Source organism: Pleomorphochaeta caudata, assembly GCF_055395745.1.
Window position 1 is genome coordinate 1,795,151 of sequence record NZ_AP042458.1, and the last position, 23,357, is coordinate 1,818,507.

A 23,357-nucleotide genomic window follows, 5' to 3' on the forward strand; every position below is an offset into this window, starting at 1 on the left:
ACAAACATAGCGTTAGGGATTGTAAAGATAATATGGTCAAGCGAAAAAGGGTCCACGGAGGATGCCTAGGAGCCGCCAGACGAAGAAGGACGTGGTTAGCTGCGAAAAGCTGCGAGTAGGGGCCAACACCCAATGATCCGCAGGTCTCCGAATGGGGTAACCCGACAGTCTGGATGATTGTCACTGTTATATGAATAAAATAGTATAATAGAGGTATACGCTGGGAACTGAACCATCTAAGTACCAGCAGGAGTAGAAATCAAAAATGAGATTCCCTTAGTAGCGGCGAGCGAAAGGGGAAGAGCCCAAACCAAGCGCTTTTAAGTGTTTGGGGTTGTAGGGGTGCATCTGGGAATACCCGGTTAGTAAGAAAAGTATGAGTTAGACGAAAGATTCTGGGACGATCTGTCAAAGAAGGTGAAAGCCCTGTAGTTGAAAACGAATACTCTAATTGGATGCACTACCTGAGTACGGCGGGACACGAGAAATCCTGTCGGAATCTGGGGGGACCACCCTCCAAGGCTAAATACTCGGCGGCTACCGATAGCGCATAGTACCGTGAGGGAAAGGTGAAAAGCACCCCGGGAGGGGAGTGAAAGAGAACCTGAAACCGTGGACTTACAAGCGGTCAAAGCCCAGTAATGGGTGATGGCGTGCCTTTTGTAGAATGAGCCTGCGAGTTACCGTGTGTAGCAAGGTTAAGGGATAGGAGTCCTGGAGCCGTAGGGAAACCGAGTCTGAATAGGGCGATAAGTTGCATGTGGTAGACCCGAAGCCAAGTGATCTAACCATGGCCAGGCTGAAGCTGGAGTAAAATCCAGTGGAGGGCCGAACGTAAATCCGCTGAAAAGGGTTGCGATGAGCTGTGGTTCGGAGTGAAAGGCTAAACAAACTTGGAGATAGCTGGTACTCCCCGAAATAGCTTTAGGGCTAGCGTTACGTGGACTGCCACGGAGGTAAAGCACTGGATAGATGCGGGCCCTTCACCGGGTACCAAGTTTAACCAAACTCTGAATGCCGTGGTACAATGCGTAGCAGTCAGACGGCGACTGATAAGGGCCGTCGTCAAAAGGGAAACAGCCCAGACCGTCAGCTAAGGTCCCAAAGATATACTAAGTGGGAAAGGAAGTGTGATTGCACAGACAGCCAGGAGGTTGGCTTAGAAGCAGCCATTCCTTCAAAGAGTGCGTAATAGCTCACTGGTCGAGTAGTCATGCGCCGACAATCCAACGGGGCTAAGTATATCACCGAAGCTACGGCACAGCGCTAGACGCTGTGGGTAGGGGAGCATTCTGTGTACGGATGAAGTCAAGACGGAAGTTTTGGTGGACGGGACAGAAGAGAGAATGCAGGCATGAGTAACGAAAAGAGGGGTGAGATCCCCCTCCGCCGAAAGCCTAAGGTTTCCAGGGTAAAGTCAATCTACCCAAGGGTTAGTCGGCCCCTAAGGCGAGGACGAAAGTCGTAGTCGATGGGAAGCGGGTCAATATTCCCGCACCTCTCAGTGTTTCGATGGAATGAAGCATAGGGTGAAACGCGGCAGGGCGACGGTTGTCCCTGTCAAAGCAGCGATGCGTTAAGGATAGTAGGAAAATCCATTATCCAAGAGGAGCTGTCAGCGATTACTTCTACGGGAGTAAGAAGCGCGTGTAATCGTCGTGCCAAGAAATAGTTTCTAAGGTAAGGCACTGAGGGACCGTACTACAAACCGACACAGGTAGGCGAGCTGAGAATGCGAAGGCGTACGGAAGAACTCACGTTAAGGAACTCGGCAAAATGCATACGTAACTTAGGGATAAGTATGGCTCACGTGAGTGAGTTGCAGAGAAATGGCCCATGCGACTGTTTACCAAAAACACAGGTCCATGCCAACCAGCAATGGGAAGTATATGGACTGACACCTGCCCGGTGCTGGAAGGTCAAGGGGAGTGGTTATTCATTTTTGAAGAAGCTGCGAACCTAAGCCCCAGTAAACGGCGGCCGTAACTATAACGGTCCTAAGGTAGCGAAATTCCTTGTCGGGTAAGTTCCGACCCGCACGAATGGTGTAACGATATGGGCGCTGTCTCAACGTGAGATCCGGTGAAATTGAAGTTCAGGTGAAGATGCCTGATACTTGTGGTTAGACGGAAAGACCCCGTGAACCTTTACTTCAACTTGACATTGAAAATTGGACAAGGATGTGTAGGATAGGTGGGAGACGTAGAAGCGTGGACGTCAGTTTGCGCTGAGTCGTTGGTGAAATACCACCCTTCCTTTTCCAGTTTTCTAACCCTGGCCGTGAAGCCGGTTAGGGGAGAGTGTCAGGCGGGAAGTTTGACTGGGGCGGTCGCCTCCTAAAGTGTAACGGAGGCGCGCGATGGTCACCTTAGGATGGTTGGGAATCATCTTTCAAGTGTAAAGGCACAAGGTGGCTTGACTGCGAGGCATACAAGCCGAGCAGGTACGAAAGTAGGTCTTAGTGATCTGGCGGTAGCGTGTGGAAGCGCCGTCACTTAACGGATAAAAGGTACTCCGGGGATAACAGGCTGATCTTGCCCAAGAGTTCATATCGACGGCAAGGTTTGGCACCTCGATGTCGGCTCATCGCATCCTGGGGCTGGAGCAGGTCCCAAGGGTTTGGCTGTTCGCCAATTAAAGCGGTACGCGAGCTGGGTTCAGAACGTCGTGAGACAGTTCGGTCCCTATCTGCCACAAGCGTTGGATGTTTGAGGGGTTCTGCTTTTAGTACGAGAGGACCGAAGTGGACAAACCTCTAGTGTATCAGTTATCGTGCCAACGGTAAGTGCTGAGTAGCTACGTTTGGAAGGGATAACCGCTGAAAGCATCTAAGCGGGAAACCCTCCCCGAGATGAGACATCCCATCCTCTTTAAGAGGACTGAAGGAACCAGGAAGAATACCTGGTTGATAGGTCGAGAGTGTAAGCATGGTGACATGTTCAGCTTATCGATACTAATAAGCCGTGAGGCTTGACCATATTATCGTTGCGATCCCGAAAATATCGCACTTAAGTTGGATAGATAAATATTAATTTATCTCTCTAAATTTAAGTTGGCCCGGTGGCCATAGCAGAGTGGATACACCCGTTCCCATCTCGAACACGGCAGTTAAGCGCTCTCACGCCGATGGTACTACATTTTTGTGGGAGAGTAGGTAGCTGCCGGGCCTTTTTTTTTCACCTTTTAGGTGATTTTTTTTTGTAAAAATATATAAAAAAAATGATTTAGGGCTTTAATCAAATCAAATAAACAACTATTCTAATGGTTATGAGATATCAACTAAAAAATCAAATTTATTCACTCAATGACAACTTATCAGCAAGTGCTTTAGTTGTTGGGTTTGCAAAAAAAATAACAACTAATGAATTGTTATCTAATTTAAATTTAATAAAACAGAAAGTTCCAATTTTAAATTCAAAATTAGTTAAAAGTGATGAATCTGAATATTTTTTTGATGACTCTATAAAAGGTTTTGATTATAAAATTGAAAATTGTGAAAATATAAATAAATGGATTACTACTCAATTCAATACACCTTTAGATCTTTTTAATGGTGAATTTTTACGATTAGCAATTAATAATCAAGATACATTAGTAATTTTTGCGCATCAAATCATCTCTGACTCTAGAGGTTTAGTTAATTTTGCTAAAGCTTTATTAACTTCTCCTGAGAATTATGATTTTGAATATTGTGATTATGAAGAAAAAAAATTAAATTTCATAGCTCAATTAAAAGCTAATAAATTAAAAAAAATTGTTGAAGAAGAACCAATTAAGCTTGATTTAACTAAAATTAAAGTTAAAAAGATTTCTTTAAAATCCAGCATAGTATATTCATTATGTAGCGGTCATGGAATTTCTTTACTATCTTTCTTTGTTACTGTTGCATTAAGTTTAAGTAAGGCTTTAAGAAAAGATTTAGTAATTCCTTTTTGTAAGAAAAAGAGTGAAACTGCTATGTTATCAAATGGTACTTCTTTAATTAAATTTAAGAGAGGATTAGAGCCAAGATTGTCATTTTATGATAATTGTGCTGAGGTTGATAAACTATTAAAATCTTTTTTAAAAAGACAGCCACATTTAACACGAGATGCAATATTAAATCAAATTCCTAATGATATGAAAGCAAAAGCTCTAAATAATGAGCATTATTTTAAGTTTTTATCTAGTGATATGTTATTTGATGTATTACCTACTATAGATAATGATGAGGTATTAACAACCCTTAGTTACTATCCATCAAGTTCCTTTATTGAAAATAGTTTTGGAATAAGTATAATAGATGATAAAGTAACAATTTGTACTATATTACATGATGCAAAATCACAAGATTTGTTTAATGATTATCAAAAGACAATAAATTTGATTTCTAAGAATTCTGATTTAGTAATTAAATAATATTTTAAAATATATTAAATAGTTTGTTTTACTTAGGGAGGATATAAAATACCTCCCTTTACGTTTGAGGAAGAAAATGATAAAAAACAAAGAATCAATAAGAAACATAGCTATTATAGCTCATGTAGACCATGGAAAAACGACATTGGTAGATAGCTTATTTAAGCAAACTGGTCTATTACAAAACCAAGAAAGAGTTATGGATAGTGGAGCCCTTGAAAGAGAGCGTGGTATTACAATTAGTGCAAAAAACTGTGCTATACAATATAAAAATACAAAGATTAATATTATTGATACTCCAGGTCACGCTGATTTTAGTGGTGAAGTTGAAAGAGGTCTTTCAATGGTTGATGGGGTTATATTATTAGTCGATGCTGCTGAGGGCCCTTTACCTCAAACAAGATTTGTTTTGAGTAAAGCCCTAAAACAAAAATTAAAACCAATAATTGTAATAAATAAAATAGATAGAAATGATGCTAGAAGTGCAGAAGTTTTAGATGAAGTTTATGATCTTTTATTTGACTTAAGTGATGATGAATCATTATTAGATTTACCCGTTTTCTATGCAAATGGAAGAGATGGCGTTTGTGGTAAATCTCTTGATAATATTGAAAGTAATATGTTTTGTTTATTAGATTCAATTTTAGAAAATATTGCACCACCTCAATATGATGATGAAGCTCCTTTCCAAATGTTGGTAAGTGATTTATCGTATAGTGATTTCTTAGGCCGTTTAGCAATTGGTAAAATCATAAACGGACAAGCTTCAATTAATGACCAATTAGTTTGTATTGGTGAACATGAAACAACTTCTTTAAGAGTTTCTAAATTATATTCATTTAATGGACCTTCATATGTTCAATCAAATGAAATCTCAGCAGGTGATATTGTAGTTTTAGCTGGGGTTGAAAATGTAACTATTGGTGATACAATTTGTACAAAAGAAAATCCAAAAGCATTACCAAGAATTAGTGTTGATGAACCAACAGTTTCAATGTTATTTAGTAAAAATATTAGTCCTTTAGCTGGTAAAGAAGGAAAGAATATTACTAGTGCAAAGATTTGGGATAGATTAAGCAAAGAAGCTTTAAGAAATGTATCAATTAGAGTTGAAAAAAATACTGATGATACTTTTACAGTAAAAGGCCGTGGTGAATTCCAAATGGCAATTATCATTGAAGAAATGAGACGTGAAGGCTTCGAATTATGTGTAGGAAGACCTAAAATCTTGTTTAAAAAGGATGATAAAGGTCAAACTATAGAACCAATTGAAAAATTAACTATCGACTGTCCTGAAGAGAATTCTGGGGTTGTTATGGAAAAATTATCAAAGAGAAAAGCTATTATGAGTGATATTACTTATAATGGTGATAGAGTTAGAATGACTTTTGAAATTCCTTCTAGAGGCTTAATAGGTTATAGAGATGAGTTTTTAACAGATACTCGTGGCTTTGGTATTATGAACTCTTATATAAAAGGTTATGAACCTTATAGAGGAGACTTCCCTGATAGAGTTAGTGGTTCTCTAGTAAGTGATAGAAGTGGTACCGCTGTTGCATATGCACTTTGGCAGTTAGAAGATAGAGGTAGATTATTTATTGTCCCTGGCGATAGTATTTATGAAGGTCAAGTTGTAGGGGAAAGAAATCGTGATATTGATTTATTATTAAATCCTACTAGAACTAAAAAACTTACAAATATGAGAGCAAGTGGTAAAGATGAAGCTGTTACTTTGACTCCAATAACTAAAATTAGCTTAGAGCAAGCAATACAATTTATTAAAGATGATGAATTAGTTGAAATTACTCCTGAATCTATTAGATTATGCAAGAAAATTTTAGATACTCAAAAACGAAAAATATATAATAACAGAGGTTCAATACCTGAATATTTAAAATAAACAATTAATAGCAAAAGGAGAAATCCTTTTGCTATAATTTTATATTAAGATAAACAGGAGCATGGTCACTGCCAAGAATTTTATCGTCAATTTCACTATTTACTATATTAGTTTCTAGTCTGTTTGATACTAGCCAGTAATCGATTCTCCATCCTGCATTTTTTTCTCTTGCTTTAAATCTATAGCTCCACCAGCTATATCTTTCAATGACATCAGGATATAAGTACCTAAAAGAGTCTGTAAAACCTGCATTTAATAGTTTAGTAAAACTTTCTCTTTCTTCTGGTGAAAATCCAGCATTTTTTACATTTGTTTTTGGATTTTTTAAATCTATTTCTTTGTGGGCAACATTAAAATCACCACACATAATAACAGGTTTTTCTTTATCTAAATTAGAGACATATTCTCTAAATTTATCATCCCAATCTAGTCTTGTAGTAAGTCTTCTTAGTTCATTTTGGCTATTTGGGGTATAAACTGTTAAAACATAATAATTAGGGTATTCTAATAGGATTGTTCTCCCTTCATTATCTAATTCATGTGAGATTCCATATACAACATTTAAAGGTTTTTCTTTAGTGTAAATTGCAGTTCCACTATAACCTTTTCTTTGAGCATAATTGAAATATTGATAATAGCCTTCTGGATTAAATTCATATTGTCCTTCTGATAATTTTATTTCTTGCAAACAAAAAATATCTGAATTAGATTCTTTAAAATATTCTTTAAAGCCTTTTTTGTCACATGCTCTTATTCCGTTAACATTCCATGATGTAAATTTTAATTCTTTCATAAATTATACTCCATGAGATAATCATATAATAATTAAGGGTAAAAAAAAAGCCATAAAAATATGGCTTTTTTATTAAAAAATTCTAATTTACATTAGAGGTATATTTCTCTCTTTTGATACTTTTAAAGTTTCTTCATCCCATACAGAAGCTTGAACTTCACCAATATGAGCTTTATTTAGGAGGAACATGCAAATTCTGCTTTGTCCAATACCCCCTCCAATAGTTTGAGGGAATTCATTATTTAATAAGCGTTTATGCCAATATAAATCTTTTCTTTCTGTTGCATTTTCTAATTCAAGTTGTCTTAATAAAGTTTCATTATCAACTCTTATTCCCATGCTAGAAAGTTCAAGAGAATCTTCTCTAACAGGATCCCAAACAATGATATCACCATTTAAGCCTTTATGTCCTTCAGTAGTAGGTGTTGACCAATCGTCATAGTCAGGAGCTCTACCACCATGTTTAACTCCATCAACAAGTTTGCTACCAATACCTATCATGAAAATAGCACCATATTTTTTTGCTAATTCTTTTTCTCTTTCTTCTGGTGTTAGATTAGGGAATTCTTTTTGAGCATCTTCACTATGAATGAAAATAATTTCTTCTGGTAAAATAGGGAAAGATGATTCAAAATTTTCTCTTACTAAGAATTGAGTTCTTTTAAGAGCTTCATATACTTTTGTAACAATAGTTTTTAAAAAGTCTAGATTTCTTTGACCTTCTGCCATTACTAGTTCCCAGTCCCATTGATCAACATATAGTGAATGTATAGCATCAATCATATCATCAGGTCTGATTGCATTCATATCTGTATATAAACCAGTTTTTGGTTGAAAACCGTGGTCAGCTAAAGCCATTCTTTTCCATTTTGCCAAAGAATGAACAATTTCCATTTCTTTATTATTTAAATTACCAATTTCAAACTTTACAGGTCGTTCAATACCATTTAAATCATCATTAATACCTGAGCCTTTTGCTACGAATAAAGGGCTAGTAACTCTGCTAAGCTTTAATTCGCCAGATAGCTCTCTTTCAAAAGTATCTTTAACAAATTTAATAGCTTTTTCTGTTTGCTTTTTGTTCAATACGGGTTTGTAATTATCCGGAAAAATATGTTTCATTTTTTTACTCCTTGGTTTTTGATACTTTACACTAAAAATAAAATAAAAAACAACTAATATTTTGTAAAAATACTTAAAAAACGAATATTTATTTATTTATTATGCAAAAAAACAATTAAATATTTAGTAACTTAAAAGTTATGGTTTTGTTATAATCTTTTATACAAGACTGTAATTTGGTATAAGTATTTTTTTATGTAGCTAGCTTGATATTTTTGTGTTATAGTTATCTTAAATTGTAAAAATGTGATTAGTAATATTTAAGTATTTTTGATATTTAATTTATTATTTTTTTTGAGCATAATTAAATATTTTTTATAGCTCATATTTTTATATCAAATTTATATCATAAGTGCATTGTTTTTATATTGTATTTATGGTTTTATATATACAAATCTTAAGTTTTAATATAATTATTAGAAGTCAAGGATGTTTAATTTTTTACAAATGTACTTGTTAATTGAATAAGAACTTGTATATACTGTATATATTAAGGGTTATAAAATTATGACAAAAACGATTGCGTTTCATTTACAAAAAGGTGGGGTTGGTAAAACAACAATTTCTGGTACATTAGCATGTCAATCTGCTTTATCAGGAATCCCAACATTACTAGTAGATTTAGATCCACAAGGTAATGCTTCATCTTGGTTTTTATTAAAAACACCAAAATGGGAATTATCTGATGTAGTTCAAGGAAAATGTTATCCAAGTGATGCTATTGTTCCTGTAGAACATGTTCCAAATCTTTATATTTTGCCTACTTTTGGTATTGGTGGAACCTTAAAACTTTATTCAGAAACAAAATTAGCTGATGAGCCTTTTGTAATTCAAGATTTAATCAATGAATTTAAAGGCAAGTTTCAACATGTCATATTGGATTTATCCCCTGGATTAGGAAGATTGGAACGTTCTGCATTAATAGCAAGCGACGAAGTAATAACACCCATGACTCCTGAAGCTTTTAGTTTAGATGGCTTAGAGATATTTATTGATGAATTGAATAGGTTAAAGAAAAATTTTAGAGCATCCGTTAAACATGAAAAAGTTGTCATTAATTCTTATGATGATAGAATTAGACAACATAGAGATATATATGAAGCTGCAAGTAGGGGTAATTTTAAGATTTATCAAATTCCAGTAGATCCTGTTTTTAGAAAATCTCAAGATAAAAATGTTGCTCCTCAACTGTATAAAGAAAATGGAAAAGGCTTAAAAGAAAAAACAAAACTTACTTTTGAAGAAATGGAAAATGAAATTTGGAGATAAAAATGGCATTAAAGAGAAACGATACAAATTCAAGTCATAATAGAGCTGATAAATTATTTAAGGAACCTGTCAAAAAAGATGAAAAAGAAAAGAAAAGTTTAACTACTTTTTCAATTGAACCTTCTTTTAAAAAAGATTTAGAGGCACAATTTGATGAAATGGGATTAGGTTGGGCATCAGGGATTCGATTTGCCTTAAAGTTTTTCCAAAGAAATTTTAAATTTAATAATGATGAAGCTGATGATCTATAATAATAGGTTATTAATGTGAAGTTTCTGAGAATTTAATCTCAGAAATTTTTTTGTATATTAAATATATAATATAACTTAATATTATTCCTTTTTAGGATTAATATTATTTTTATAATTTACTTTTATATATAGGATTTTTTTTTTGTTGAGTTTTTTCACCGTTTCAATTATTCTCTAGAATTGTGAGGTTTAATTTATATGGATTTGAAGTGGTGGCAAGAAGGAATCATATACCAAATATTTCTAAGAAGCTTTAAAGATAGTAATAATGATGGTGTTGGTGATTTTAATGGTTTGATTTCAAAAATTGATTATTTAAAATATTTAGGAATTGATGCTATATATATTACACCATTTTTCCCTTCTCCATATTATGATAGTGGATTTGATGTTTCAAATTATTATGATGTAGATAGTTTTGTTGGAACAAATGAAGACTTGTCAAAATTGATTGAGGAAATTCATAATGCAAATCTTAAGTTAATCATAGATATTCCAATTAATAATACCTCATCAAAACATTCTTGGTTTTTAAAAAGTTCTAAATCTAGAGATAATGAATTTAGTGATTTCTATATTTGGTCAGATGAAATTCCAAATAACTGGCTTTCAAATTTTGGAGGTAGTTCTTGGACTTATTGTGAAGAGAGAAAGCAATATTACATGCATTCATTTTCAAAAGACTTACCGGATTTAAATTGGAGATGTGAAGATCTAGTTGTTAAAATGCTAGAAGTTTTAAAATATTATCTAGATTTAGGCATTGATGGAATAAGATTAAGTTGTTCCAATTTAATTGTTAAAGATAAAGACTTAAGAGATAATCCAAAATATCCTGGAACTTTTACGAACAAATACTATAAACAAAGACATGTTTTTGATAGAAATAGACCTTATTCTCATAAAGTAATTAGACGTATTAGATCTTTATTTGATGAATATGAAGATAAATTATTAGTTGGAGATATTGTTGTAACTCCTCCTGGTGAGCCTGAATTAGTAGCATCTTATTATGGGGTTTATAAGGATGAGTTTAATTTAGTATTTGACTATTCTATTGCTAATTCAAAATTGAATCCTCGTTTATTTAAATCTTTAGCACAGCGTTGGATTGAGGCTTGTGATACTTCTTGGCCTGCATGGATTCTATCTGGTCATGACAATAAGAGATTATTAACTAGACTTAAGAAAAGCATTCCAAAAACTAGACTAGCAACTTTATTTTTGTTAACACAAAGAGGAACTCCGTTTTTATATTATGGTGAAGAATTAGGTTTAGAAGATTCCATAATTCCAAAAAATCAGCAAAAAGATTTACAGAGAAGGCAATTATTCTTTTTCCAAAACAGTAGAGATGGAGCTAGAGGGCCAATGTTGTGGGATAAGAATTTACCTAATGCTGGATTCTCAGAACATGATCCATATTTGCCCTTAGGAAATGTAAAGAAATGTGTTGTAAATCAACAACAACAAGATGTTTCTATGTTGAAATATTATAAAAGATTAATAACTCTTAGGAAGAATCATCGAGCTCTCGTAGAAGGTGATTTTACATTTATTGATTTAAATGATGATAAGATAATTGCTTATATGAGAACCTCAAGTGATGAGTCTCTTTTTATAATTTTGAATTTTTCAGCTAGGAATAAAGTAATAAAATTTAGTGATATTGCTTTACCTTTTATAGCAAAGACATCGATTTTTTCTACGAATCCATTATCAAAGAGTCCTAAGTTTACTAATAATGAAATATTGTTAAATGGATATGAAGGTGCTATATATTCAATAGATATATAGGCTTTACATAACTAAAAATATTTTATATATTTCAGATGAAACGGAGGCCTGTGCTTAGACGATGGATCTAAATGCAGCTAAGTCATCCAACCCAATTTTAAGGATTTATTTATGAACGAAATTTCAAAAAATAATCCGAATAAAAGGAAGAAGGTTGGAGATTATATCATTGATGCACTCAATGGTATGGCGCAGGGTCTTTTTGCTTCTTTAATTATCGGATTAATCATCAAACAATTTGGAACTTATTTGAATTTACCAATTTTAGTTAATTTTGGTAGTGTCGCACAATATTTAACTGGTCCAGCTATCGGTTTAGGTGTTGCTTTATTTATTGGCGCTCCAAAACTAGGTGTATTAAGTGCTGCAGTAGCAGGTGCTATTGGTGCTGGAACTTTTGTTTTTGCACCTGATGGTTCTATATTAAAATTTGCTATAGGAGAACCTTTTGGTGCTTTATTAGCAAGTTTAGTGGGTGCTGAGATTGCAAAGCTTGTTAACAATAAAACAAAAGTTAATATTATGGTAGTTCCAATTGCTACAATCATTGCTGGTGGTTTGGTTGGAGTTTTTGTATCTCCTTTTGTAAGTGCCTTGATGAAAGCTTTAGGTATGTTTATTAATACTTTAACAACATTATATCCATTGCCTATGGGAATACTTGTTGCAACTGTTGTAGGTATGGTATTAACTCTACCAATTTCTTCTGCTGCAATCTGTATCAGTTTAGGTATCTCTGGTTTAGCCGCTGGGGCTGCAACAGTTGGTTGTAGCGCACAAATGATAGGTTTTGCTGTTATATCATATAGAGAAAATAAAATGGGTGGTTTAATATCACAAGGAATTGGAACTAGTATGTTACAAGTACCTAATATAATTCATAATCCACTTATTTGGATTCCTCCAACATTGACTGCAGCAATAATTGGTCCTTTAGCAACTGTTGTATTTAAAATGCAAAATAATGCTGCTGGAGCTGGAATGGGTACCAGTGGTCTAGTAGGACAATTTAATACTATTGCAGTAATGGGTACTAGTGCAATTCCTCAAATATTATTATTGCATTTTGCTTTGCCAGCAATAATTTCTCTTTTAATTGCAAAATTTATGAGAGTAAAAGGTTGGATAAAAGATGGAGATATGAAACTAGCAGAATAGTTTTATAAACACAGGGCATTTAATTGCCCTGTGCTAATCTAGCCTTCATTTCTGCAAATGATTTACTTACATCAGATTTTGATACTAGTCTATTTTCAGCTTTATCAATTAAGTTCTCTGGAATTTCTTTGATGAATCTTGAAGGGTTGCTTTGTATAATTTGTGTCCCTCTTATTCTATTTTTTGCTGAACTAATAATTAGTTTCTTTTTTGCCCTTGTTATTGCTACATAGAATAATCTTCTTTCTTCCTCTATGTTTTTAGGATTTTCTTCTAAAGCTCTTTGACTTGGTATTATATGATCTTCAATGCCAACTAAATAAACCACATCAAATTCAAGACCTTTTGATGCGTGCATAGTCATTATATTTACACTAGAATTATTTTCATCTTGATTTTCTTTCCCCGCTAGAAGAATTCTGTTTACCCAATTTTCTATTGAGGCAGACTCATTAAAATAATTGTTTTCCCATTTTCTTAACATATCTACAAGAATTCCGATTCCCTTCATTTTGAAAATTACAGCTTTTTCAGTATTGTTTTCTTCAATTAGAAAATCTTTATAACCTATATGATTAATTAAGTTATTTAAAACTTTGTGTTTTGTTTTATCATCATTTTCTTCAAATTCTTTTGAATATTTTTCAATTAGATTATAAATGAATTGTAATGAATTTCGGGTATTATCTCTAATTTTATAGTCTTTAGAAAAAGCCATCATCGCTAAAGCCGAGTACAAAGATGTGTTAAAATTTGAAGCTACTTCTTTTATTTTTTCAATTGTAGTTCTACCAATTGATCTTCTAGGTGTATTTATTATTCTTAATAAATTTACATCATCATCAGGGTTTATAATAACTTTTAAGTAGCTTAGTATATCTTTTATTTCTTTTCTTTCTAATAAGGATTTACCACCACTTACATGGCAGTTTACTTCTCTACTCATTAATGCTGATTCAAAGGCGGGAATTAAAGAGTTTGTTCTAGTAAGAATTGCAAAGTTATTGAATTTAATATTTTCTTTTTTATGTAGTTCTATTATTTCTCTTGCTACTTGATTAGCCTCTTTTTCTCCATCTTCAGGTTTAATTAAATAAATATTAGTTCCTTGTTCACTCTCAGTCCATAAATTCTTATTTTTTCTTTCTTTATTGTTTGTAATTAATATATTTGCTGCTTCTAAGATTGTTTTACTACTTCTATAATTTCTTTCTAGCATTATTTCTTTTCTCTCTGGAAAATCATTTTCAAACATTACAATATTTTGATAATTTGCTCCTCTCCAGGAATAAATGCTTTGGTCATCATCTCCAACAACACATAGATTTCTATTTGTTTTTGCTAATTCTTTAACCAAAGTATATTGAGATATTGATGTGTCTTGGAATTCATCTACAAGTATATATTGAAATCGTTGACTAGTTTTTTCTAAAATTTCAGGAAATTTTTTAAAGATTTCTATGGGTTTTACGATTAAATCATCAAAATCTACAGCATTGTAGGTTTTTAAATATTTTTCATATTCATCTAATAATACCTTAGTATTTTCGGCTGTAGAGTTGTTAACTATTAATTGTTTTGTTTTATATTTGCTTATATAATCTTCAACATCTCTTAGATTAAAAGCATCAATTGACCAACCCAAATTAATGATTACTTGTTTAATTAATGATAATTTATCATTCGTATCATAGATTGTGAAATTATTTTTCCAGCCTAAATGTTGAATATGTTGTTTTAAAAACCCTAAACCGAAAGAGTGAAAAGTTGTTGTCGTTAAGTGTTTTAGTTCTTGATTAGTTAAATCTCTTATTCTTTGTCCCATTTCTTGGGCAGCTTTGTTTGTGAAAGTTAAAGCTAATATATTTCTTTGATCAATGCCTAAATCAAGCATATGTGCAATTCTATAAGTAAGCATACGAGTCTTTCCACTTCCAGCTCCAGCTATAATCAGAATTGGTCCATTTATAGTTGAAGCCGCAAGATATTGCTCTTTATTTAATTCATTCTTTAAGTTCATATATTCCTATTATTTTTATAAGCTATTTATTAATTTTAATTGCGTTAGCAGGACAAACCTCATGGCAACAATAGCATTTTATGCATTTTTTTTCATTGATTTTTATCCTGTTATTATCAAGTGATAACGCATTTGCCGGACAAATTTCAATACATTTTTTACATTTAATACAAGGATCTTTTAAAAATTCAGGAGGCAATCTTTTTTTAGAAAGATTTTTATTAGAAATTCTTTTATAATCTTTTATGATTAAATCATTTGCATTTAGGTTGCTGTATTCAATATTTTCAATTTTTTTTGTAGGTGTTAATTTTTTCTTTATAGCGAATTTTATTATTGGAATATCTAAAGGATTATAACCCATAATGATAGCCTGGCTAATATCTAATGCTAAAGCATCATTACTTGCTAAAAGTAGGCCGACTTTTCTTGGTGTGCCATTTCCCGGTCCAGCTCCTTCCATAGCAACTATTGCATCCATAATAGCATATTCAGTTTTACTAACACTAAATAATCCACAAATAAATTTAGCAAACCCTTTTCTACTAGGGTTATATACATGTTGTTTGCTTTTGTTAAATCCTGGAACTAGGCCAAACATGTTCTTAATAGCCCCAGTTGTGTACATTAGCTCATGAGTTTTACATTTTGAAAGAGAGATTGAAAAATCAACTTTGTCTATAATTTTTGTTAATGCAATTTTTCTATGAACATAGGGGAGATTTTTCTTAACTGTATCTTTATGGAAATTAACCCATTCAACATTTTCTTCTTCTTCACAGATTTGATAAATTCCAGATCTTTTAGCTTTAAATTTTGGTGGGTGAATAGCAGGAGAATCTCCTACATAAAGTTTTTTTGCACCTTTCTCCTTTAAAATTTTTATAAGTGCTTTTAAAACCATAGGGTGGGTAGATACACTTAATTCTGGAGGTACATCAGATAATATATTAGGTTTAATTAAGATTTTTTTACCTGAGATTTTTGGAAGAGTTGTTTCCTCCATAGCTTTTTTTAGATTGTTATAAATATTTTCAAAATCATAATTATCACATTTTACAATACTAACAGTACTCATTTTATTCTCCTTATTAAACAAAAATATAAAGGTCCTCTATTATCACTAGTATCTGGTAGAACAATTTTACCATATTCTCTATCTTCAGCTATATCACAATTAAAGTTTATTAATTCAAATCGTCCTTCCCTTTTTTTAAATAATTTCCTTATTACTTCTTCATCCTCTAGGGGTGTAATTGCACAGGTAGAATAAAGAATAATCCCACCAACTTTTACAGCTTCTAATGCTCCTGCAAGCATGGCAAACTGTTGAAAAGATAAATGTTTTGGTCTATTTAATGACCATTGATTTAAATATGAGGGATCACTTAATACGTGTCTTTCGCTTGAACAGGGAGCATCTAGTAAGATTTTATCATAAACTTCTTGTTCATATAGTCCCCATTTCGTTGAATCATGAGCAGTAATATTAATATTATTTTTATATTCAGTAGGTAAATGTTCTTCAATTACATTATGTAATCTAGCACGTCTTTTGCTAGATCTATCATTTGAAACTAAATGTCCAGTTCCTGCTAATTTAGAAGCTAGAACCAATGTTTTACCGCCTGGTGCGGCGCACATATCTAAAACATTATCATCTTTTTCTATTTCAAGTAAATTTGCACAAAAAAGTGATGCTTCATCAAGAAAATAAGGTTTAGTTAAATTATTACTATATTCAACTGTGCTTTTTTCTTTAATTAAAGCCTGTTTTAATGTTTCCCATCTAGAACCAAATAAGTTTTCATAATAATTATTAAATTCTTCTTTTGAATCTATTTTTTTATTTTTTTTAGACATGTAGTAATTATATTATAATAGAGTTAATTTTGAATAGAGAAATTTATAATATATTTCAAATATGTAGTTTGTTTGTAGTTTATGTATAGCTTTTTAATTTAGTGATAAAGTTACTTTACAATTAGATTATTGCATATATTATATGAATATGGCATATATAACAGCATTATTAGAAGGTTTATTAAGTTTTATAAGTCCTTGTGTATTACCAATGATTCCTTTGTATATAGGATATTTGGCAGGTAATATAGCGGATAAGGATAATGAAGAAAAAAGTAGGAATAAATTACTATTTAATTCAATATTCTTTATTTTAGGGTTCACAATATTATTTGCGACTTTAGGAGCTAGTGCAAGTTTCCTAGGTCAGTATTTAAGTGAACATTTAGAAACTATTAACAGGATAGGAGGAGTAATAGTAATTATTTTTGCCTTAAGTTTTTTAGGTTTAAAAATGTTACCATTTTTAGAAAACACTTATAAATTAAAATTTAAAGCAAAGTCATTAAATTACTTTTCTTCTTTAATTTTTGGAATAGTATTTGCAGTTGGCTGGTCTCCATGTACAGGACCATTTTTAGGTTCAGCCTTAATGTTAGCAGCAAATACCGATACATTATATCAAGGAATATTTACTTTAATAGCATATTCTCTTGGCTTAGGTGTACCATTTTTCTTATCAGCTTTATTATTAAAACAATTAGAAGGAGCTTTTTCATTTATCAAGAAGCATTATAAAGTTGTAACAGTTATTAGTGGTGTTTTATTATTGTTGATGGGAATTTTGATGGTTTTAGGCTATTCTCCCGCAATACTTTTTGAATAATTTGGAGAAATTAAATGGATAAAAATAAAAAAAATAGTTTGATTATAGTTTTAATCATTATAGTTGTTTTTGTAGGAGCATATTTTGGCTATGGCCAATTAAGTAAAAACTCCCCTGATACATCATATAAACCTACCCTAAATACAGAGGAAAGTGAATTAACAAATAATGTATCTACAAATTCTGTTGCAGTACAAACAGAAGTAAATGATGATGTAGTAGAAACAGTTCAAACTTCTGATGATCAAAGTATTAGTGATGATACAGCTGATACAAATAATAGTGATGCAGATAATACTGAAGCTGAAGCTTCTACTGTAATGCCAGATATCCCTTTAACTTTATTAAATGGAGAAGAGACTACTTTTTGGCAATTAGCTGAATTAGGAAAACCTGTTGTAATAAATTTATTTGCATCATGGTGTCCACCATGTCAACAAGAGATGCCTGACTTTATTGATGCTAGTGAAGAGTATAAAGATGAAGTAACATTTATCTTCTTTGATTCTTTTGATGGAGAAAGGGAAACAATGGATGCAGTAAATGCTTTTGCTCAAGAGTATTTTAATGATGATACAATTTGTGTTATAGATCCAGGGTATATTTCCTATCTCTTTAAGACAAACAGTTTGCCTACAACTATTTTATTGAATAGAAAAGGGGAGCCTGTAAATGGATATCAGGGAATGGTTCCTAAAGATACATTGATAAATGCAATTGAGCAACTATTAGCTGAATAATCTATTAGATATAAAAAATATCCCTCCTTATGATAAAGGAGGGATTTTGTTTCTTATAATAAATATATTAAAAAACCTATATAAAAAGATACACTTGCAGCTATACAGAAAATGTGCCAAATTAAATGGCCATGTGGAATCTTTTTAAATCCATAGAAAATAACTCCAAGAGTATAAAGAATACCGCCAGTTAAAATATATTTAAATAATCCTTTTGGTAAAAATGGAATTATATCATTCCAGAAAAAAACTAGAATCCAACCCATAGCAACATACAAAACAACATGTAAAGGTTTTAATTTTCCCCAAAATATTAAAGTAAATCCAATACCAAATGCAGCAATAATCCAAATCAAATAAAATAGTTTAATTGTTTGACTTGTGTTTACATATAATAAAAGCGGGGTATAAGTACCAGCAATTAAAAAATATATATTACTGTGATCCAAAATTCTACAAACCCTTTTTGTATTATTTTTAGGAAGTCCATGATAAAGTGAGCTAGCAAAATATAATAAGAAATTTGTAAATCCAAAAATTAGTAAACCCACCTTTAAATAAGTTGTTTCAACTTTATCTAAATTAAAAATTATATAAATAATTCCAACAGTAGCAAAAACAGCAGCAATTGCATGAGATATAGAATTCTCTTTTTCTGCTTCTGGGTGAACTAATACTGGTAAAGAAATATTTTTCTCTAACCAAGATGTTTTATTTTTCATTTTAGTAACCTCATTTGAATAATTTATACTTAAAAAGTTTTTTTGACAATCCTAATTTTTATGTAAAATAAAAAAAGCGGGTGTTCTTAAGGATAAAAAGAACACCCTGCGAGTGATAATTAAAAGAGAGTTAATACTCTAAATAAAATATAAAAAATTATCATATTTTTTTATGACAAGTTTTTTATTTTATTATAATATAAGTGAAAATGTAACATATGTCAATTATTGTGTAAAATTATATGACAAATTTACATATTTTAGTTAGTAAAATATCTGTTAGGTGACAAATAAAATAGAATTGGTTTTGCGGTATAAATAAAAAAGCTATTACCAAAATTTCGATAATAGCAATTTATTTAATTTTTATTTATTTATAAAATATGTTCTAAAAATGTTTTTGTTCTTTGATTTTGCGGGTTATCAAAGATTTGATTAGGAGTTCCAGTCTCAATTATTTTACCTTCATCCATAAAAACAACTTTCGTAGCAGCTGCACGAGCGAATCCCATTTCATGAGTAACTAGAAGCATGGTCATTCCACTTTTTGCTAAATCTAGCATTACATCTAAAACTTCTTTAATCATTTCAGGATCTAAAGCGCTTGTAGGTTCATCAAAAAGCATAATATCAGGATGCATGGCTAAGGATCTAGCTATAGCAACTCTTTGTTGTTGTCCACCTGATAATTGATTTGGATATGATTCAGCTTTTTCTTTTAGTCCTACTTTATCTAAAAGTTGTAATGCAATTTTTTTTGCTTCTTTTGGATCCATATTTTTTACTTTAAGTGGAGCTAAAGTAATATTATCGATAACACTTAAATGAGGAAATAGGTTAAAAGATTGGAAAACCATTCCGACTTCTTCCCTAATTTTTCTAATGTCAGTTGAACTATTTGCAACATCCACGTCATCTACAAAAATTGAACCACCAGTAGGAATTTCTAATTTATTGATACATCTAAGTAGAGTTGATTTACCACTTCCTGAAGGGCCAATGATAACAACTACTTCTCCTTCATTAACGTCTAAAGAAGCATTATCAACAGCTTTTACTGTATTTCCATTATTTGTTATAAATGTTTTTTCTAAATTTTTAATTTTAATATTAGGCATTGTCGTTCATCCTTTCTTCTAATTTACCTACTAAGCGAGATAAAATAAGTGTAATTAATAGATATATAAGAGCAACTACTAACATGGTTTCTAAAGATAGGAATGTTCTTGATATATATTCTTTTCCTCTTTTTAAAATATCACTTAATGCAATAACTGATACTAAAGAAGAGTCTTTCAACATACTGATAAATTCATTACCAACCGCTGGTAATACAATTTTTAGTGTTTGAGGTAAAATTACATATCTAAATGCTTGGTATCTAGACATACCTAAGGAAATAGCAGCTTCCATTTGTCCTTTTGGAATAGCCTGAATTCCTGCTCTTACGATTTCACCCATATAAGCACCAAAACAAATTGACAATGCAATTATTGCAGCACTAATACCATTTAAGTGGAAGAATCTTCCTAAAGCGTAGTAAATAAATATTAATTGTACTAATAAAGGAATACCCCGAATAAGTTCAACATAAACACCACTAATCATATTAATTGAATGATGTTTTGATACAGATCCTAATCCTGTTATTGTACCAATAATTACAGAACCAATTATTGCAAATATTGTACATTGGAAGGTAACTGGAGTACCTTTAATACAAACTTTAAAAATTTCCATATATGGATCAGGGAAAAATGTTATTAGTGAAAGTAATATAACTAAAGCTCCATAAAAGGTAATTCTCCAGCTATTCATAATTTTTCCGTCGTTCTTATTAGGAATTAGAACACCATCTGTCATTTGAATGGTTATCGCGTTTTTCTTTTTATCAGAGGTTTTTGTTTTTGTAGATTTATCGTTCATTGTATATTCCTTACATTAATTATGCATTAACTTGTATCTTATCCCATAAATATGCAAAAAAGTCAAGTTGAGATGTATAAATATTCAAGATTCATTTAAAAAGGTGAATAGTTTATTGTATTTTCTTATTTTTTATTTTGTGTAATAAAAGAATTATAAAAAGACCAAATAAAAAAGCTAATATATTAAATGTGGAAAAGCTTAATGGCTCTTGTGGTATATCTAAGGATGTAGGACCTAATATAATTGAATATATTGCAGCACTTATTAATCCTAGAATAAAACATATTGTTGAGGATCTGTGCTTTTTTAGAGCGTTTTTTACGATTTTAACAGTAGTAATGGCTCCAATTAAAATTCCACAACCAAATAATAAAATTGCCAAAAAGTATTCAAAGTTAAAAGATAATAATTCTTTAATTGCACTTATAATTGGAATGTATAAATTAAATATAACTAACAACGAAGATCCCGATATTCCTGGCAAAATCATTGTAGATATAGCTAAAATTCCTATAAAAACTAATTTTAATCCTAAATAAAAATTTATATTAGTTAAATCAGTTTTTGCTTCAAGATTATTACTTGCATTAGTTGAAATTAAAATTACTAAAGTAAAGCCGATTAAGAAAAAAACTAAATATTTAATAATTGATTTTGCATCAAGCTTAAATATATTTTTTTCTTCAAAGAAAATTAATGGTATTGAAGAAATAGTTAATCCAATAAGTAATGAACTCATAAAATAAATATGATTTGTAAATAGGGTAGATAGTATTATTATGCTTAATATAAAACCAATTAACCAACCAATTAATAATTGAATTAAAAAAGTTAAGGCTGTTTTTCTTTGTAGTTTATCTTTGGAAAATACATTATTTATGCTTTCAAGCAGAGTGTCATAAAATCCTAAGATGTATGCAATAGTACCTCCTGAAACACCAGGAATACTATCAGCTAAAGCCATGCAAAATCCATTTATACTATTACCTATCATATTTTATCCTATGCTTTTTTTATTAAGATTATTGTTATTTAGCTAAAATAGCAAGAATAATATAAAATATAAATTAATGAAAAAAAACAGTGTGAAATAATCACACTGTTGAATTAATTATATTTGTTTGATTATAAATTCCATTTTGCTTTTAGAGCAGCTAATTCACCATTTTCTTCTAGTTTCTTTAAGCCGTCATTTACAATCTTTAGTGTTTCTGCATCACCTTTCTTAAATGCCATTGCGATAGGTTCAACATCACTACTTGCATAACCTGAAACTTCTAATTTGTCTTTATAGTTGTCGTTTAATACAACATAATCACTAGCAACAACACTGTCTGTTACAACACAATCAATGTTTCCATTTAATAAATCTTCAACTGCTAATGAAATATTGTCATATGCTCTTATATCAACATCTAAGTCTTCGTGGTCTAATAAAACTAAGTGACCAGTTGTTCCAACTTGAACACCAACTTTTTTATTAGCTAATTGTTCTAAATTGCTTAAACCTGTTGTTCCAACAGGAACGATAATACTTTGTGTGATTTCTAAGATAGTTGAGGAGAAATCCATTTTTGGTTTTCTTTCTTCTGTTACTGAAACACCACTAGCAATGAAATCATAGGCACCGTTTGCTAAACCAGCAAAAATTCCGTCCCAAGCTACGTTAATTACTTCAAATTTGTAATCGGTTACTGTTTCTAGTTTTCCTAAAAGTTCAATTTCAAAACCAGCTAAATCTCCATTAACATCAACAAATTCTAATGGTGGCCATTCACAGTTACTTGCTACTTTTAGTACATTAGTATCTTCTTTTTGTCCATTTGCATAAATATTGAAATTAAAAATTGTTAATAATCCAATTAAAATAAATAAATTTTTTTTCATAAAATATCTCCTAAACTGTGTGATTCGTGTTTAATAAATATGATTATGCATAAATATACATGATATGTCAATATAATTTGTATATTTATTTACGAAATATTATTAATGTTTGTATATTTATTATAGAATGATGAATATTTATAAAGAAACTCCTTTAATTTTAAAAGGAGAGTTTTGAAAAAAATTGATTTTTAGTTTTTAAATAACGTATGCACTAACTATTCCAACAATTAAGCCTAATACAATTCCAGCAGATACTTGTGAAAAATTATGACCTAACATAGTTTTTAAGTTTGCCTGAGTAAATTGTCCATCTTGATGAATCTCTGTGAAGATTTTACTCCATTGATTTAATAACTCGGCTTGTTTACCGGCTTCTTTTCTAATTCCCATAGCATCATGAATGACAATTATTCCAAAAACTGCTGATATTGCAAAATAGGGAGACCCTAATCCATATAAGATTCCAATAGTAGTTGTTAAGGCTACAACTGAAGCACTATGACTAGATGGCATTCCTCCTGTTGAGAAAGCTTGTTTAAATTCAAATTTCTCACCAATAATTATAGAAATTATAGGTTTTAAGAACTGAGCAATTATGCAAGCAAAAAAAGCTGATAGAAATGGTGCATTTTTTAATAAATTACTAGCTGTATTCATGATGAAAAAATAAACTATTTTT

19 protein-coding genes and 2 rRNA genes are annotated in these 23,357 nt (G+C 31.2%); 10 read left to right on the plus strand and 11 right to left on the minus strand.

Going from position 1 to position 23,357, the window contains the following annotated elements:
• Positions 1–34: 34 nt before the first annotated feature.
• The 4 genes from ACZ5RS_RS08380 to typA all read left to right on the plus strand — a co-directional run bounded on the left by ACZ5RS_RS08380 (position 35) and on the right by typA (position 6,298).
• Positions 35–2,978 (plus strand): 23S ribosomal RNA (locus ACZ5RS_RS08380).
• Between the two features lie 78 nt (positions 2,979–3,056).
• A 5S ribosomal RNA gene (gene rrf, locus ACZ5RS_RS08385) occupies positions 3,057–3,167 on the plus strand.
• A 100-nt stretch (positions 3,168–3,267) separates the two neighbouring features.
• Entirely contained in the window at positions 3,268–4,398 is a 1,131-nt protein-coding gene (locus ACZ5RS_RS08390) for a hypothetical protein (protein WP_464634382.1), read from the plus strand.
• A gap of 76 nt (positions 4,399–4,474) precedes the next feature.
• Positions 4,475–6,298 (plus strand): translational GTPase TypA, encoded by a 1,824-nt coding sequence (typA, locus tag ACZ5RS_RS08395; RefSeq protein WP_464634384.1) that lies wholly within the window; start codon positions 4,475–4,477, stop codon positions 6,296–6,298.
• A 31-nt stretch (positions 6,299–6,329) separates the two neighbouring features.
• Here the strand turns inward: typA and ACZ5RS_RS08400 are convergent, their stop codons facing one another.
• Both ACZ5RS_RS08400 and asnA read right to left on the minus strand, forming a co-directional pair.
• Positions 6,330–7,091, minus strand: coding sequence for an exodeoxyribonuclease III (locus tag ACZ5RS_RS08400; RefSeq protein ID WP_464634386.1), 762 nt, complete (start codon positions 7,089–7,091; stop codon positions 6,330–6,332).
• An 87-nt stretch (positions 7,092–7,178) separates the two neighbouring features.
• A complete protein-coding gene (gene asnA, locus ACZ5RS_RS08405) occupies positions 7,179–8,213 on the minus strand; it encodes an aspartate--ammonia ligase (protein ID WP_464634388.1) in 1,035 nt (344 codons plus the stop codon).
• Positions 8,214–8,720: 507 nt separating this feature from the next.
• Between asnA and ACZ5RS_RS08410 the strand changes: the two genes are divergently transcribed.
• The 4 genes from ACZ5RS_RS08410 (at position 8,721) to ACZ5RS_RS08425 (ending at position 12,688) form a co-directional block, all read left to right on the plus strand.
• The gene (locus ACZ5RS_RS08410; protein ID WP_464634390.1) at positions 8,721–9,482 is read left to right on the plus strand and encodes a ParA family protein; all 762 of its coding nucleotides are present in this window, start codon (positions 8,721–8,723) and stop codon (positions 9,480–9,482) included.
• A 2-nt stretch (positions 9,483–9,484) separates the two neighbouring features.
• On the plus strand, positions 9,485–9,733 hold the full coding sequence (locus tag ACZ5RS_RS08415; protein WP_464634392.1) for a hypothetical protein: 249 nt from the start codon (positions 9,485–9,487) through the stop codon (positions 9,731–9,733).
• Between the two features lie 198 nt (positions 9,734–9,931).
• Positions 9,932–11,530: an alpha-amylase family glycosyl hydrolase gene (locus ACZ5RS_RS08420; protein WP_464634394.1), complete on the plus strand. Its 1,599-nt coding sequence runs from the start codon at positions 9,932–9,934 to the stop codon at positions 11,528–11,530.
• Positions 11,531–11,641: 111 nt separating this feature from the next.
• A complete protein-coding gene (locus ACZ5RS_RS08425) occupies positions 11,642–12,688 on the plus strand; it encodes a PTS sugar transporter subunit IIC (protein ID WP_464634396.1) in 1,047 nt (348 codons plus the stop codon).
• 19 nt (positions 12,689–12,707) lie between these two features.
• Here ACZ5RS_RS08425 and ACZ5RS_RS08430 read toward each other — a convergent pair whose 3' ends face one another.
• From ACZ5RS_RS08430 to ACZ5RS_RS08440, 3 genes are read right to left on the minus strand one after another with little or no spacing between them, the layout of a single operon-like run.
• The gene (locus ACZ5RS_RS08430) at positions 12,708–14,708 is read right to left on the minus strand and encodes an ATP-dependent helicase (RefSeq protein WP_464634398.1); all 2,001 of its coding nucleotides are present in this window, start codon (positions 14,706–14,708) and stop codon (positions 12,708–12,710) included.
• Positions 14,709–14,730: 22 nt separating this feature from the next.
• On the minus strand, positions 14,731–15,786 hold the full coding sequence (locus ACZ5RS_RS08435; protein ID WP_464634400.1) for a DUF362 domain-containing protein: 1,056 nt from the start codon (positions 15,784–15,786) through the stop codon (positions 14,731–14,733).
• Entirely contained in the window at positions 15,783–16,571 is a 789-nt protein-coding gene (locus tag ACZ5RS_RS08440) for an RsmB/NOP family class I SAM-dependent RNA methyltransferase (protein ID WP_464634402.1), read from the minus strand. Before ACZ5RS_RS08440 ends, ACZ5RS_RS08435 begins: the two co-directional genes overlap by 4 nt.
• Positions 16,572–16,719: 148 nt before the next feature.
• Between ACZ5RS_RS08440 and ACZ5RS_RS08445 the strand changes: the two genes are divergently transcribed.
• Together ACZ5RS_RS08445 and ACZ5RS_RS08450 are read left to right on the plus strand one after the other, a co-directional pair.
• Positions 16,720–17,397 (plus strand): cytochrome c biogenesis CcdA family protein, encoded by a 678-nt coding sequence (locus ACZ5RS_RS08445; protein ID WP_464634404.1) that lies wholly within the window; start codon positions 16,720–16,722, stop codon positions 17,395–17,397.
• 14 nt (positions 17,398–17,411) lie between these two features.
• Entirely contained in the window at positions 17,412–18,137 is a 726-nt protein-coding gene (locus tag ACZ5RS_RS08450) for a TlpA family protein disulfide reductase (RefSeq protein WP_464634406.1), read from the plus strand.
• Between the two features lie 53 nt (positions 18,138–18,190).
• Here ACZ5RS_RS08450 and trhA read toward each other — a convergent pair whose 3' ends face one another.
• The 6 genes from trhA to ACZ5RS_RS08480 form a co-directional block, all read right to left on the minus strand.
• Positions 18,191–18,859, minus strand: coding sequence for a PAQR family membrane homeostasis protein TrhA (gene trhA, locus ACZ5RS_RS08455; protein ID WP_464634408.1), 669 nt, complete (start codon positions 18,857–18,859; stop codon positions 18,191–18,193).
• Between the two features lie 374 nt (positions 18,860–19,233).
• A complete protein-coding gene (locus ACZ5RS_RS08460; RefSeq protein WP_464634410.1) occupies positions 19,234–19,977 on the minus strand; it encodes an amino acid ABC transporter ATP-binding protein in 744 nt (247 codons plus the stop codon).
• Positions 19,970–20,785: an amino acid ABC transporter permease gene (locus ACZ5RS_RS08465; protein WP_464634412.1), complete on the minus strand. Its 816-nt coding sequence runs from the start codon at positions 20,783–20,785 to the stop codon at positions 19,970–19,972. Before ACZ5RS_RS08465 ends, ACZ5RS_RS08460 begins: the two co-directional genes overlap by 8 nt.
• Before the next feature lie 112 nt (positions 20,786–20,897).
• Complete coding sequence (locus tag ACZ5RS_RS08470; protein ID WP_464634414.1) at positions 20,898–21,782, minus strand: DUF368 domain-containing protein; 885 nt, start codon at positions 21,780–21,782, stop codon at positions 20,898–20,900.
• 131 nt (positions 21,783–21,913) lie between these two features.
• Positions 21,914–22,675: a transporter substrate-binding domain-containing protein gene (locus ACZ5RS_RS08475; RefSeq protein ID WP_464634415.1), complete on the minus strand. Its 762-nt coding sequence runs from the start codon at positions 22,673–22,675 to the stop codon at positions 21,914–21,916.
• A 198-nt stretch (positions 22,676–22,873) separates the two neighbouring features.
• On the minus strand, positions 22,874–23,335 hold the full coding sequence (locus tag ACZ5RS_RS08480; protein ID WP_464634417.1) for a divergent PAP2 family protein: 462 nt from the start codon (positions 23,333–23,335) through the stop codon (positions 22,874–22,876).
• Positions 23,336–23,357: the final 22 nt, after the last annotated feature.

Coding starts and splice junctions, on each gene's coding strand:
- ACZ5RS_RS08390 (WP_464634382.1), top strand. CDS start 3,268: ATGAGATATCAACTAAAAAATCAAATTTATTCACTCAATGACAACTTA.
- typA (WP_464634384.1), top strand. CDS start 4,475: ATGATAAAAAACAAAGAATCAATAAGAAACATAGCTATTATAGCTCAT.
- ACZ5RS_RS08400 (WP_464634386.1), bottom strand. CDS start 7,091: ATGAAAGAATTAAAATTTACATCATGGAATGTTAACGGAATAAGAGCA.
- asnA (WP_464634388.1), bottom strand. CDS start 8,213: ATGAAACATATTTTTCCGGATAATTACAAACCCGTATTGAACAAAAAG.
- ACZ5RS_RS08410 (WP_464634390.1), top strand. CDS start 8,721: ATGACAAAAACGATTGCGTTTCATTTACAAAAAGGTGGGGTTGGTAAA.
- ACZ5RS_RS08415 (WP_464634392.1), top strand. CDS start 9,485: ATGGCATTAAAGAGAAACGATACAAATTCAAGTCATAATAGAGCTGAT.
- ACZ5RS_RS08420 (WP_464634394.1), top strand. CDS start 9,932: ATGGATTTGAAGTGGTGGCAAGAAGGAATCATATACCAAATATTTCTA.
- ACZ5RS_RS08425 (WP_464634396.1), top strand. CDS start 11,642: ATGAACGAAATTTCAAAAAATAATCCGAATAAAAGGAAGAAGGTTGGA.
- ACZ5RS_RS08430 (WP_464634398.1), bottom strand. CDS start 14,708: ATGAACTTAAAGAATGAATTAAATAAAGAGCAATATCTTGCGGCTTCA.
- ACZ5RS_RS08435 (WP_464634400.1), bottom strand. CDS start 15,786: ATGAGTACTGTTAGTATTGTAAAATGTGATAATTATGATTTTGAAAAT.
- ACZ5RS_RS08440 (WP_464634402.1), bottom strand. CDS start 16,571: ATGTCTAAAAAAAATAAAAAAATAGATTCAAAAGAAGAATTTAATAAT.
- ACZ5RS_RS08445 (WP_464634404.1), top strand. CDS start 16,720: ATGGCATATATAACAGCATTATTAGAAGGTTTATTAAGTTTTATAAGT.
- ACZ5RS_RS08450 (WP_464634406.1), top strand. CDS start 17,412: ATGGATAAAAATAAAAAAAATAGTTTGATTATAGTTTTAATCATTATA.
- trhA (WP_464634408.1), bottom strand. CDS start 18,859: ATGAAAAATAAAACATCTTGGTTAGAGAAAAATATTTCTTTACCAGTA.
- ACZ5RS_RS08460 (WP_464634410.1), bottom strand. CDS start 19,977: ATGCCTAATATTAAAATTAAAAATTTAGAAAAAACATTTATAACAAAT.
- ACZ5RS_RS08465 (WP_464634412.1), bottom strand. CDS start 20,785: ATGAACGATAAATCTACAAAAACAAAAACCTCTGATAAAAAGAAAAAC.
- ACZ5RS_RS08470 (WP_464634414.1), bottom strand. CDS start 21,782: ATGATAGGTAATAGTATAAATGGATTTTGCATGGCTTTAGCTGATAGT.
- ACZ5RS_RS08475 (WP_464634415.1), bottom strand. CDS start 22,675: ATGAAAAAAAATTTATTTATTTTAATTGGATTATTAACAATTTTTAAT.
- ACZ5RS_RS08480 (WP_464634417.1), bottom strand. CDS start 23,335: ATGAATACAGCTAGTAATTTATTAAAAAATGCACCATTTCTATCAGCT.